Raw genomic sequence first — 12617 nt, forward strand, 5'->3', positions numbered from 1 at the left:
GCTGTTTAGATTTTCTTCAAATAATTATAAATAATGAAATTGCTCATTCAATCCCTTTTACCAGACGCTTCTATTTCGCATTTTGTTCATAGCTTTTGGATGGTGGAAAACAAATCGGGAAAGGATATTCCTGGGACGATTCTTCCAAACGGAATGGCCGATATGACGTTGATGAAAATGAATTCAGAAGATTTGGAAATTTCAATTCGCGGATTGGATACAGTTCCGAGTCAAGTTAATATTGCTAAAGATGTGCGAATATTTTCTGTTGGATTTAAACTTTTGGCAGTAGAATATTTATTTGGAGATTCTATAAAAGAGGTTTTGAACGGTGGAAAAACGATTCCGAATGATTTTTGGCAATTTGATGAAATTGATACAGAAAGTTTGGAAAATTTTCAGAAAAAAGTAACTCGGAAGATCAATTCAATTTCCATAAAACCAATAGATGACAGAAAGAAAAAACTGTTTGAATTGATTTATGTTTCGCACGGAACAATTACAGTAAATGAACTTTCTGAAAAAGTGTTTTGGAGCAGTCGTCAGATTAATAGATATTTTAATCAGCAATTCGGAATTTCGCTTAAAGAATATTGTAAAATTTTGCGTTTTGGATCTTCGTTTAAAGATTTAAGCGAAGGCAAACTTTATCCCGAATTAAATTTCACAGATCAAAATCATTTTATCAAAGAAATCAAAAAATACTCGGGCGTTACGCCAAAAGAACTCAGCAAAAATACCGATGAACGTTTCATGGATATTTTAGCGATTAAAAAACTGCCTCCACAAAACGACTGATTTTTACTATTTCAGCAACTGCTTTCTTCGCAATTTTGTATCACATTAAACGATACAAAATATGTTACTTCAAAATAAAAAAATAGCCATTATTGGTGCTGGGCCAGTTGGTTTAACCATGGCAATATTATTACAACAAAAAGGAATCGATGTTTCCGTTTACGAAAGAGACGAAGATGCACAAACCAGAATTTGGGGCGGAACTTTAGATTTACATAAAGGCTCGGGACAAGAAGCAATGAAAAAAGCTGGACTTTTGGAACGTTATTATGAATTGGCAATTCCAATGGGAAGAACAATTGCTGATGAGAAAGGGATGATTTTAAATTCTAGAAAAGTTACTGCAGAAGAAGCTCAAGACAATCCCGAAATCAACAGAAATGATTTGCGAATTTTATTGCTCGAAAGCTTAAAAGAAAACACAGTTATCTGGAACAGTAAAGTAACTGATCTTGAAGCAAAAGATGAAAAATGGGTTTTGCATTTTGAAAACAACAAAATTGAAATTGTAGATTTTGTCATTGGAGCAAATGGCGGAATGTCGGCAATAAGAAAATATATTACGGATGCGGAAGTAGAAGAAACCGGAACTTATATGATTCAAGGTGAAGTTTCTCAAGCCGAAATAAATTGCAAAGATTTTTTTGAGTTGTGTGATGGCAATATTTTAATGACGTCGCATAACGGAAATTTATTAGTGGCAAATCCAAAAAATGCAGCATCTTTGAGTTATAATGTCATTTTCAAAACGCCCTTAAACTGGATTTCCGAAAATGAATTAAATTTTAAAGATGCCCAAAGTATAAGTTCATTTTTGACAAATCGTTTCTCAGAATGGAGTGAAACGTATAAACAGTTATTCTGTGCAACATCATTTTTTGTTGGATTGCCAACGCGCAAAATTTCATTAGAAAAAGAATGGAAAAAAAATCGCATTTTGCCTATAACGCTTATTGGCGACGCAGCACATTTAATGCCTCCTTTTGCTGGACAAGGAGCGAATATTGGTTTGGTTGATGCAATGATTTTGGCAGAAAATCTTTTGAATGGAAAATTTGACAGTATTGAAACCGCAATTGCAGATTATGAACAAAGAATGTTTGTTTATGCCAAAGAAGCGCAAATTGAAACCCGCAAAAATGAATTGATGATGCGCGAAAAAAATTTTTCTTTTAGGCGATTTGCAGATTAAATAAGGTCGCATTTTTATAGTTATTTATTTACTAATTATTGCATTAGGTTAAAGTTTTGATTTTATTTGTATAACTAAATTTAAAATTTAATCCTAAAACCACGACCAAATTATGGCTGCTAAGAAACCAGAAGAAATGAGCAATGAAGAATTGCTTAAAAATGAAAAACTAATAAAAACGATGCTTTACATGTTGATATTTTTCGCCTTGATCTTGTTTGCGGCGGGAATTTGGCTGACGATCGTACAACATAAATTTAGCGCTTTAACAGTTGTTCCACTATCATTAGGAATAATCGCATTGGCAAATGCAAACAATTTAAAAAATTTGCAGAAAGAGAAAAAAAGCAGAGGATTGTAAAAAATATTCTCTAAAACAAAAAACTCCTTAATTTCTTAAGGAGTTTTTTGTTTTTATAGCTTTATTGGAAATCTCTAAGAACTAATTTCAGGTTTCAAGTTTCACGTTAAGTTAAGTAACGTGAAACCTGAAACTTGAAACAAAAATATATATTTTTTTAGTGAGAAACCGCTTTTAAACCCACAATGGAACCAACCAAAGTTGCTAAAAAGAATAATCTCCAGAAAGCAGCAGGTTCTTTAAAAATAAAGATTCCAACCAATACAGTTCCGACTGCGCCAATTCCTGTCCAAACTGCGTAAGCAGTTCCAAGAGGTAGTGTTTCAGTCGCTTTCATTAATAAAAGCATACTTACAGTTAAAGATATAAAGAAGCCAATGTACCAATAGTACATTTCTGTTCCAGTTGTTGTTTTTGCTTTTCCGAGACATGATGCGAAGGCTACTTCAAATAGACCTGCAATGATTAAAATAATCCAGTTCATATAGTTAAATTTTGTGCTGCAAAGTTCCTTTATGAAAATCGGAAAAAATTTAACAAATGATAAAAAATGAAATTATTTTTACCGTTTCGTTCAACAAGGAAAATCTAATTTAATCTGCTAAAATCTTTTATAATCTGCGTGAAATACTTTTTGCGTTGAATTTTTTTCACGCAGATTCATACAGATTATAGCAGATTTGCTCAGATTTAAATATAATCTAATGGGTGAAATTGCAAAAAATCTCTTAAAAAGGTTATTTTAATTCTGCCCGAATTCTGCTTAAACTGACTTGAGTAATTCCTAAGTAAGAAGCAATATGTCCTAATTGTACTCTTTGCAATAATTCAGGATGATCTTTCATTAATTCTGAATATCTTTCAGAGGCATTTTTGAATTGCTTAGAAATTAGACGTTCTTCGGTTTTGATTAATTCCTTTTCAGCGAATTTCCGACCCCAGTTTGCAATATGAACATCTTCATTAAAGAGTTTTCTAAGATTTTCAGTTTTGAGTTCATATAATTCACAATCTTCCAGAAGTTCGATATTTTCATATCCCGGTTGGTCTTCCACATAACTTTTCATTGAAATTACGGTTTCGCCTTCTTTTCCAAACCAAAATGTGACTTCATTATCTCTTTCTACAAAAGCTCTTACCAATCCTTTTTTTATAAAATAAATATTAGATTCAATTTTATTTGCTTTTAATAAAATATGTCCTTTTGAAAAGGCAATTTCGGAGACATTGTTTCGCAAAGCCAATTTTGACTGTTCAGGAATTTCATAAATAAGATCAAGGATTTTGAAAATATCCATAAATGGAATTTTAGTATTTTAGAATAAAGGTAAAAAGTAAACGGGAAATGAGCGAAGTTTTAATAAAAAAATCCCATTTCATTTTTTGAAATGGGATATAAAACAACCTCTGCGATGAGCTATTATAAACAGAAGCGATTTTTGACCAAAAATTAAACTAATTTATTCCTCCGCCTAAAGCTTTGTAAAGCAATACTTGTGAGTTTGCATTTCGAAGTTGGATATCTACAAAATCCAATTCGGCCTGCAATTTATTTTTTTGTGCGTTGATGATTTCCAGATAATTGGCATAACCGCTCAAATACAAATCGTTTGAGACATTTACGGCAATTTCGAGGTGATCGATTTCGTTTAGTTTGTATTTCAAAACATCTTCGTAAGCTTCGTTTCTATGCAGTAAAGCGCTCAATTCGTTGAACGCTGTCGTCACTGCATTTTGATATTGAAGAAATGAGATTTCCTGTCTTCTGTTTGAAACATAAAATTCCTGTTTAATCTGACCTTTATTGAAAACAGGAGCCGTTAATCCGCCCAATAATTGCCAAGCGAAAGAACCAGCATCAAAAAAAGTGTTGAACGAAAAGGAATTGAAACCTGCATAACCGCCTAGATTTACCGTTGGGAAAAAGGCAGCTCGAGCTGATTTAGCATCTGCATTGCTTGCTAATAATTCGAAGTAGGCTTCAGAAACATCTGGTCTTTTGTGAATGATAGAATCTACGCTTATTTTTTGATTTAAAACCTCTAGATGTCCTGCTAGGAAATCGCTACTTCGGTCAATTTTTCCGCCATATTCCCCCAAAAGAGTCAATAAAGCTTTTTCAGTCTGATCGATACTTAATTTTAGTTCTGAAGCTTCGGCATGAATGTTATTGTTTTGTGCATTGAACTGTTGTACAGCTAATTCTGTAGCTTTTCCAACAGATCTTTGTGCTGAAACAATATCTAACGCTTTTTCCTGAGTTTTTAAGTTGTTATCATAAATCGACTTTTGTTTGTCTAATGCAATCAGTTTGAAATATAAGTCGGCAACATCACTTAAAAGGCGAGTTTGCAACAATCGCATTCCTTGTTGTGAAGCAAAAAATCGTTGTTGAGCTGCTTTTTTTCGATTGCTCAGTTTTCCCCAGATATCAGCTTCCCAAGAAACTTTTGCTCCTAGAAAAAAGTTAGGAGTTACATCCTCGTTGATTCTTTGTTTGTCTGTAATATTCTGAGAAAAGTTAGTGTCAAAGTTACCAACGCCTTCCATCGTATATTTTCCGTAATGTGTTCCCGAAGCATCGGCAACAAAATCTAAAGAGGGAAGAAGCGCCAGTTTTGCCACTTTTAAATGCGAATTGGCAATTAAGATTCTTTCCTGCATGATTAAATAGTCAGGATTTTTGGCAATAGCTTTCTTTAATAAAGCTTCTAGTTTCGGGTCTTTAAAAAAGGTTTCTGTTTTTAATGGAATAAAAGTCTCGTTTGATGCTTCTTTTCTTTGTGCATCAAAATTTTCTGGAAGCTTTGCAGCGTCTAGTTTAGTACTGACTTTTGGTGCAGAACAAGCTGTCAAAAGTAAAATTCCGGTTATTACAACGGCACTTTTAGTTGTCCTTAGAAACTGTACATCAGCATTTTTATATTGATTTAATATGTCTTTCATTGTTTAATTTTATTTGTTCAATCTTTTGTCTAAATTTTTATTTTAACACATAGAAACATAGATTTTTTATTCTCAAAAGGGAGTTGAAAGAAACTAGTTTCTAACACATAGCTGAATGAACATAGTCCAAAGTTTCAACTTTGGGATCTGGTGATTACCATACAACTATGTTTATTTAAGTTAAGTGAAACGCCTTTAAACGCTTTCCAAATCCTATGATTCTATGTGTTTAAAAAATTACACATTAAGATTTATTCATTCGTTTTTCCAATTTTGCAAACAGTATGTAAAGTCCAGGAATGATTAAAAGACCAAACACAGTTCCGATTAACATTCCACCCGCAGCTGCTGTTCCGATAGAACGGTTACCAATTGCACCCGCACCAGAAGCGATACACAACGGAATCAATCCTGAAATAAAAGCAAATGAGGTCATCAAAATTGGACGGAAACGAAGTCTTGCTCCTTCAATTGCTGCTTCGACAATATCTCGTCCGAGTTTATTTTGTGCCATCGCAAACTCTACAATCAGAATGGCGTTCTTGGCGAGCAGACCGATCAGCATGACGAGTGCTACTTGGGCATAAATATTATTGTCAAGTCCGACCATTACAAGTGCGATATAAGAACCAAAAACTCCAACCGGAAGACTTAACAATACTGGGAACGGAAGCAATAAACTTTCGTATTGCGCGGCCAATAATAAGTATACAAAAAGTATACAAAGCGCAAAAATGTAGATGGTTTGGTTTCCTGATAAAATCTCTTCACGCGTCATACCCGACCATTCCAATTCGAAACGGCTTGGCAATTTTTCTGCAGCAATTTTTTCAACAGCGGCAATAGCATCTCCAGAGCTGTAACCTTCAGCAGGTTCACCGTTTATCATAGCGGACATGTACATGTTGTAACGTGTTAGAACTTCTGGACCATAAACTCTTTCTAATTTGATGAAAGTAGAAAACGGAACCATTTCGCCTGCTTCATTCTTCAAATACATATCCAAAATACTTTCTGGGTTTTGACGGAATTGCGGACTTGCCTGAACCATCACTTTATACATTTGAGAAAAACGGATAAAATTGGTTGCATAAAAAGAACCTAACATGGTTTGCAAAGTTGACATGGCATTGTCTACCGATATTCCTTTTTTGGCCGCCAAATCGTAATCAATATGAATTAAATACTGCGGGAAAGTGGCATCAAAACTCGAGAAAGAGTTCTGAATTTCTGGCGAAGCATTTAGTTCTTTTATAAATTCTTTGGTCACTTTATCGGTATTGGTAATACTTCCTCCAGATTTATCTAGCAAACGAAGCTCAAAACCACTCGTGTTACCAAAACCAGGAACAGTTGGCGGTGCAAAAATCTCGATTTGTGCGTCGGAAATGTTTTTGGTTTTTTCTGTAAGTTCTGCCATAAATTCGGTTACCGAAATATCACGTTCGCTCCAGTCTTTTAAGTTGATCATTCCCATTCCGTATGAAGCTCCTGCGATTTCGGTTACAATACTGTATCCCGCAAGAGTCGTTACGTTGTCTACACCTTTAATTCCTTGGGCAATTTTCGTTACTTCATCCAAAGCTTTTTCAGTACGTTCTACAGTTGCTCCTTGTGGCGTTGTAACACTTACGTAAACCATTCCCTGATCTTCGGTTGGGATAAATCCTGACGCTAAGAATTTTGTAGTTCCCCAAGTCAATACGCAAAACAGTACTAATAAACCAACAGTAACGGTATTGCGATCAGCAAATTTTACTAATACTTTGATGTATTTTGAAGTAATATTATCAAACCAATGGTTGAATCTGTGGAAGAATCTATCTAATAATGATTTTTTCTCTTTGTTCGGATCGTGCGCTTTTAACATAATCGCACAAAGGGCAGGAGTAAGGGTAAGAGCGTTAATACCCGAAATTACGATACTTATTGCCATTGTCAATGAGAACTGCCTGTAGAAAACTCCGACTGGACCACTCAAGAAAGCAACCGGAATAAACACGGCAGCCATTACAATCGTAATTGCGATAACGGCACCTGTAATTTCTTTCATCGCGCTAATGGTAGCTTCCATTGGCGACATATGTTCTTCGGAGATTTTTACGTGAACGGCTTCGACTACGACAATCGCATTATCGACCACAATTCCTATAGAAAGTACTAACGCGAAAAGCGTTAATAAGTTGATCGAGAATCCCATCATCGACATAAAGGTAAACGAACCAATAAGTGCCACAGGAACTGCCAATACAGGAATCAAAGTCGATCTCCAATCTTGAAGGAAAAGGAAAACGACGAATGCTACCAAAATAAAGGCTTCAACCAAAGTTCTCAATACTTCATGAATCGAAGCGTCAAGGAAACGCGAAACGTCGTAAGCAATATTAAATTCCATTCCTGGAGGAAAAGAAGAAACTTTCAATTCTGCCATTTTTTCTTTTACGCTAGCAATAACCTCAGAAGCATTCGAACCCGGACGCTGTTTCAACATGATCGAAGCAGAAGGTTTTCCATCGGTTTTAGAAACCATTCCGTAACTCATCGCACCAAATTCAATTTTCGAAATGTCTTTCAATCTTAAAATCGTTCCGTCTGGATTGGCTCTTAACGGAATTTCCTCATATTGTTTTGGCTCGAAGAATTTTCCACCATATTTAATTACATATTGCAGCTGATTGTTCATTTGTCCTGAACCTTCGCCCACTTTACCTGGCGCGGCAGAAATGTTTTGTTTTTGAAGTGAATTTATGACTTCATTTGCCGAAATATTATACGAAAGCATCTTTTCTGGATCCAGCCAGACACGCATCGAATATTCTTTCTGACCCATGATTTCGGCACGTCCGACACCATCAATACGTTTTAATTCCTGTAGAATATTAATATCGGTAAAGTTGAAGATAAACTGCTCGTCCTGAGTTTTATCAGTACTTGTAATGTTCAAGTACATCAACATACTGTTCACCTCTTTTTCGGTTGTAACTCCGGCGCGAATTACCTCTTCTGGAAGTTCATCTAGAATTGTCGTTACACGGTTTTGCACGTTTACGGCAGCCAGATCGGGATCGGTTCCTACTTCAAAGAAAACTTGAATTAAGGTCAAACCATCATTGGAAGTTACGGTTGACATATATGTCATTCCAGGCACACCATTAATAGCTCTTTCTAACGGAAGGGCGACGGCATTGGCCGAAACCTCTGCGTTTGCTCCTGTATATTTTGCTGTAACGGTTACAGACGGTGGTACAATATCTGGGAATTGGGTAATAGGAAGCTGAAACAACGCCAGCAATCCCAGAAGGACTATCATAACCGAGATGATTAATGACAATATTTTCCTTCTGATAAATAACTCTATCATTTTAAATGTTTTAGATAAATAATTAAATAACTGTTTTACAGATCGATAATCTACATTTGTTTCATGTTGATTTTATCGCCGTCTCTCAATGATTGCGTGCCTTCTTGTACGATTAGGTCGTCGCTTTTAAGACCTTCGTTCAAGATATAAACATCATCTAGAGTCGTTTCGATTGTAACATTTGTCATTTTAACTACTCCATCTTTGTTCACGCGGAAAACGTATTGTTTGTCTTGAATAGAAAAAACAGCTTTCTGCGGAATTAAAATTGCATTGGTTTTTGGTTCTGAAATAATCAGTTTACCAGAAGTTCCGTGTTTGATAAACCCTTGCGGATTATGAAATTTTGCTTTGTATTGAATAGAACCAGTTTCTCTGTTGATTTCTCCATCGGCAGTTCTTAGTTCTCCTTTTTGATCGTAAACCATTCCGTTTGGCAATACCAACTTGATGTCGCCTTGCGTGTTTAAGGTTTTGTCTTCCATCATTTGGAAATAAGTGTCTTCAGGAATTGAGAAATAAGCATATACATCATCTAGCTGAGAAATAGTTGTCAGTAATGAACCATTTTCAATGAGGCTTCCTTCTTTAAACGGAATTCTATCTACCGTTCCATCAAAAGGAGCAAGAATTGTTGTAAAACTAATCTGTTGGTTGATTGCTTTTTTTTCTGCAATCGCATGAGCTACTTTTGCAGAAGCAGCTTCGTATTTTGCTTTTGATAGTTCTAATTCTTTATCTGCAATTACTTTTTTGTTGAAAAGAGTTTGAGCCTGTTCCAATTCTACAGTTGCGATTCTTAAATCGGCTTTTGCACTTTTGAAAACGGCTTCGGCTTTTAGAAGTTGAATCTGAAGTTCAACATCGCTTATTTTGAAAAGGATTTGCCCTTTTTTTACTTTTTGCCCTTCGCTAACGTAAACTTTGTCTAACAGACCAGGAATACGAACGTGAATTTCTACATTGTTTTTAGCATGTACATCGGCAACAAATTTGCTCGAAACTATGGTGTCTTTTAGAGTTACCTTATAAACAGGAACCGTTTTTATGTTGTTTGAATCTTTTTTTGATTTATCGCCGCACGAGACTAAAACGAATAAAGCCAAGGTGAATAAAAGAAATGGATTTTTATAGATATTAATCATTAGGTTTTAATTTTTGAATAAATAGATCTTCTCCCTTGCTACTTGAATGTAGGGAGTATGAATTTGGAATTAAAAAATAGGAATATATTCGGATGCTTTTCTTTTTTGAAAAGTGCCGATTCAGAAAATGTTTTTCCAGCAAGAGCTATTCATGTACCATAAAGACATGAAAAATTATTCCAGAAATACCTCTGAAACTGAAAAAACAACGAAATTTTGAAGTTTAGAAAAGTTGGTACAAATGCAAATAAGTATGCCTTTGAACCTGGTATATTGAAGCGATACCATATATTAAGCTTTTTTTATAAAGCTTGAAGTTTATTAAGTTGCTAAAATACGGAGCCTTGATTGTGCTTTGTTGCGAAATTGTAGCTCTGGATTTTATTTTCTTCTTAATGATATAATGGACTTCTAGATTTTTTGAAGAAGAAAAATCAGAAGAGGAAAGTGAGTCGTCTGCGGCAACACTATCCAATGTAATACAATTAGAAAAAGGAATGGATTGCTGAACCGTTTCGGCGCCTCTGAAGAAAGAGAGCAGCGATAGCAAAACGATATATATGAACTTTGCAGGTTTCATTTTCAGCGGGGCAGATTTATAAAGTTTTTATTCCTTAAATCTAGGATATATTATTGTTCAAATTGCGCCAAATATACTAATTTGAAAAATAAGGTTTCTTAATTTTTTTTTAAAACCGACGAGATTTAAATATTTAATAATACATTCCAAAAGGCCATATAAAAATAAAGCTCCATTATTTCTAATGAAGCTTTTAATTAAGTACAGTGTTTACATTCCGGGCCAATATAAAAAATTGAATTTATGTCCGTCAGGATCAGTAAATCCGAAAGTATAACCTTGCTGAAAATTTTCTGGTTCTGAAAATATTTTTGCTCCCGCTTTTTTTACGATTTCATACCATTTATCTACATTTTCTCGGCTTTCTGCAGATAAGGAAAAGATAATTTCATTTTCATTTTTAGCATCAGCCACTTTTCCTCTCATGGCATTGTCAAATCTTTTTGGAATAAAAAAGTTGATCACAAAGTTGTTTTCTCCATAAGTAAAACTTACTAATTCTTCTGTTTCTTTCCCATTTTGCTTGAATCCAAGCTCCGAATAAAATTTTATTGTTTTTTGCAAATCGTGTGAAACCAAGTTGGCCCATATCATTTTCGTTTTCATAAACTTTAGTTTTTAGAATAGTTAATAAACTAAGTTAAACAAATTAATGGTTTAATACTTTTAATGAAATTGTAAAGTTTTGCCTTAATTTTGTACGATTGCTAAAAGATGCAAAAAATACACGAAATAAAGGAAAAGTGAAAAACGAAGCAACAAACTGGACAATTTGTGAGGTATGCGAAGGGCGTGGCAAAAAAAGCCAGCGACTTAGTAAAAAAGTAAAGCTTCAATACCAATTCGAATTAGAACAATTTGAAAGATCTAATGGAGAAGGAAATGCTCCCATTCGACCAAAAGCCCACAAAATTATATGTTCCAATTGTGGCGGAACAGGAATAATTCCGTCTGCTTTTTTTCCTGTGGCTGATGCCGAAAAATATCCTCATGTTGCCATTATCGGTGGCGGAATTGGAGGTGTGGCTTTGGCTGTAGCTTGTCTTCATCGCGGTATTCCTTTTACACTTTATGAACGCGACCAAAACTTCGAAGCACGTTCGCAAGGATATGGACTTACTTTGCAACAAGCCAGCAAAGCGATCGCGGGCTTAGGAATTTTAGATTTAAAAGATGGCGTTGTTTCAACTAGGCATTTGGTTCATACAACCGATGGAAAAGTAATTGGCGAATGGGGAGTAAGAAAATGGATTCCAGCTGAAGCCAAAACATTTAAAAAACGTTCTAATATTCATATCGCCCGCCAATCTTTGCGTTTGGAACTGCTGAATCAGCTTGGAGAAAATGAAAATATAAAATGGGGACATCAATTAATAGATTTTCAACAAAACGATGATCAAAGTTTTATGCTGAATTTTTCTGTAAATGACGAAATAAAAAGTGAAAAAACTACTCTTGTTGTAGGAGCAGATGGTATTCGAAGTTCAGTCCGAAAATTATGGTTTGGCGAAGATATTGCTCCTTTACGTTATTTGGATTGTATTGTAATTTTAGGCATCTGTTCTTTGAGTGCGCTTGAAGGGGTTGACAACTCATTATTGGATTCGGCTACAGTATTTCAAACTGCAAATGGAAATGAGCGTATTTACATTATGCCTTATAAATCAGATTCTGTAATGTGGCAATTAAGTTTTCTGATGCCAGAAAATGAGGCGAAAGATTTAAGCGCAAAAGGAACTCAGGCTTTAAAAGAAGAAGCAATCAAGAGAACACAATGGCACGAGCCAATTCCTCAAATTTTAAAAGCAACACAAGAAACTCAAATTTCCGGTTATCCTGTTTACGACCGTGAATTGCTCAACGCCGAAATATTAAAAAAAGGAGGAAACGTAACGCTAATTGGTGACGCAGCACATCCAATGAGTCCGTTTAAAGGTCAAGGAGCAAATCAGGCTTTGCTAGATGCGCTGTCGCTTGCTAGAGCGATTACAAACGGCTGCAAATCATTATCGCATTGGAAAAAAGTGGGATTGCGCGAAAGTGTCTTAAATGAATTTGAAGCCGAAATGCTAAAACGCAGCGCCGTAAAAGTAAAAGATTCTGCCGCCGCTGCAGAATTCCTTCATTCTGATATTGTACTTTACGAAGGAGATAAGCCGAGAGGTAGTTATGTGAAGAAAAAAAAGTCTTAAATATTTTTAGATAATCCTGAAATTTCTTTTTGATATTTATTT

The 12617-nt window shown here is 35.1% G+C and carries 11 protein-coding genes; 4 read left to right on the plus strand and 7 right to left on the minus strand.

Annotated elements, in window-relative coordinates; genetic code table 11:
* Positions 1 to 33: 33 nt before the first annotated feature.
* From EYY60_RS08945 to EYY60_RS08955, 3 genes are all read left to right on the plus strand, one after another.
* Positions 34 to 798 (plus strand): helix-turn-helix domain-containing protein, encoded by a 765-nt coding sequence (locus EYY60_RS08945; protein WP_132989042.1) that lies wholly within the window; start codon positions 34 to 36, stop codon positions 796 to 798.
* Positions 799 to 859: 61 nt separating this feature from the next.
* On the plus strand, positions 860 to 1990 hold the full coding sequence (locus EYY60_RS08950) for an FAD-dependent oxidoreductase (protein WP_132989043.1): 1131 nt from the start codon (positions 860 to 862) through the stop codon (positions 1988 to 1990).
* Between the two features lie 112 nt (positions 1991 to 2102).
* Positions 2103 to 2351: a hypothetical protein gene (locus tag EYY60_RS08955; protein WP_132989044.1), complete on the plus strand. Its 249-nt coding sequence runs from the start codon at positions 2103 to 2105 to the stop codon at positions 2349 to 2351.
* 157 nt (positions 2352 to 2508) lie between these two features.
* Here the strand turns inward: EYY60_RS08955 and EYY60_RS08960 are convergent, their stop codons facing one another.
* From EYY60_RS08960 to EYY60_RS08990, 7 genes are all read right to left on the minus strand, one after another.
* The gene (locus tag EYY60_RS08960) at positions 2509 to 2835 is read right to left on the minus strand and encodes a DMT family transporter (RefSeq protein WP_109193059.1); all 327 of its coding nucleotides are present in this window, start codon (positions 2833 to 2835) and stop codon (positions 2509 to 2511) included.
* Positions 2836 to 3088: 253 nt separating this feature from the next.
* Positions 3089 to 3649 carry a Crp/Fnr family transcriptional regulator gene (locus EYY60_RS08965; protein WP_132989045.1) on the minus strand — a complete coding sequence of 187 codons (561 nt, stop codon included), beginning with the start codon at positions 3647 to 3649 and terminating at the stop codon, positions 3089 to 3091.
* A gap of 157 nt (positions 3650 to 3806) precedes the next feature.
* Positions 3807 to 5297: a TolC family protein gene (locus EYY60_RS08970; protein WP_132989046.1), complete on the minus strand. Its 1491-nt coding sequence runs from the start codon at positions 5295 to 5297 to the stop codon at positions 3807 to 3809.
* 244 nt (positions 5298 to 5541) lie between these two features.
* A complete protein-coding gene (locus tag EYY60_RS08975) occupies positions 5542 to 8658 on the minus strand; it encodes an efflux RND transporter permease subunit (RefSeq protein WP_132989047.1) in 3117 nt (1038 codons plus the stop codon).
* A gap of 50 nt (positions 8659 to 8708) precedes the next feature.
* A complete protein-coding gene (locus EYY60_RS08980; RefSeq protein ID WP_132989048.1) occupies positions 8709 to 9803 on the minus strand; it encodes an efflux RND transporter periplasmic adaptor subunit in 1095 nt (364 codons plus the stop codon).
* Between the two features lie 223 nt (positions 9804 to 10026).
* Complete coding sequence (locus EYY60_RS08985) at positions 10027 to 10383, minus strand: hypothetical protein (RefSeq protein ID WP_132989049.1); 357 nt, start codon at positions 10381 to 10383, stop codon at positions 10027 to 10029.
* A gap of 210 nt (positions 10384 to 10593) precedes the next feature.
* The gene (locus tag EYY60_RS08990) at positions 10594 to 10989 is read right to left on the minus strand and encodes a VOC family protein (protein WP_132989050.1); all 396 of its coding nucleotides are present in this window, start codon (positions 10987 to 10989) and stop codon (positions 10594 to 10596) included.
* 137 nt (positions 10990 to 11126) lie between these two features.
* On the opposite strand from EYY60_RS08990, the gene EYY60_RS08995 reads away from it, so the two are divergent.
* Positions 11127 to 12575 carry an FAD-dependent oxidoreductase gene (locus EYY60_RS08995; protein ID WP_132989051.1) on the plus strand — a complete coding sequence of 483 codons (1449 nt, stop codon included), beginning with the start codon at positions 11127 to 11129 and terminating at the stop codon, positions 12573 to 12575.
* Positions 12576 to 12617 lie beyond the last annotated feature (42 nt).

This window comes from Flavobacterium zhairuonense (genome assembly GCF_004352915.1).
In the GTDB taxonomy this organism is placed as follows: domain Bacteria; phylum Bacteroidota; class Bacteroidia; order Flavobacteriales; family Flavobacteriaceae; genus Flavobacterium; species Flavobacterium zhairuonense.

Excerpts from the sequence above, each read along its gene's own strand:
- EYY60_RS08990 (WP_132989050.1), bottom strand. The coding sequence starts at position 10,989 with ATGAAAACGAAAATGATATGGGCCAACTTGGTTTCACACGATTTGCAA.
- EYY60_RS08950 (WP_132989043.1), top strand. The coding sequence starts at position 860 with ATGTTACTTCAAAATAAAAAAATAGCCATTATTGGTGCTGGGCCAGTT.
- EYY60_RS08985 (WP_132989049.1), bottom strand. The coding sequence starts at position 10,383 with ATGAAACCTGCAAAGTTCATATATATCGTTTTGCTATCGCTGCTCTCT.
- EYY60_RS08975 (WP_132989047.1), bottom strand. The coding sequence starts at position 8,658 with ATGATAGAGTTATTTATCAGAAGGAAAATATTGTCATTAATCATCTCG.
- EYY60_RS08980 (WP_132989048.1), bottom strand. The coding sequence starts at position 9,803 with ATGATTAATATCTATAAAAATCCATTTCTTTTATTCACCTTGGCTTTA.
- EYY60_RS08970 (WP_132989046.1), bottom strand. The coding sequence starts at position 5,297 with ATGAAAGACATATTAAATCAATATAAAAATGCTGATGTACAGTTTCTA.
- EYY60_RS08960 (WP_109193059.1), bottom strand. The coding sequence starts at position 2,835 with ATGAACTGGATTATTTTAATCATTGCAGGTCTATTTGAAGTAGCCTTC.
- EYY60_RS08955 (WP_132989044.1), top strand. The coding sequence starts at position 2,103 with ATGGCTGCTAAGAAACCAGAAGAAATGAGCAATGAAGAATTGCTTAAA.
- EYY60_RS08965 (WP_132989045.1), bottom strand. The coding sequence starts at position 3,649 with ATGGATATTTTCAAAATCCTTGATCTTATTTATGAAATTCCTGAACAG.
- EYY60_RS08945 (WP_132989042.1), top strand. The coding sequence starts at position 34 with ATGAAATTGCTCATTCAATCCCTTTTACCAGACGCTTCTATTTCGCAT.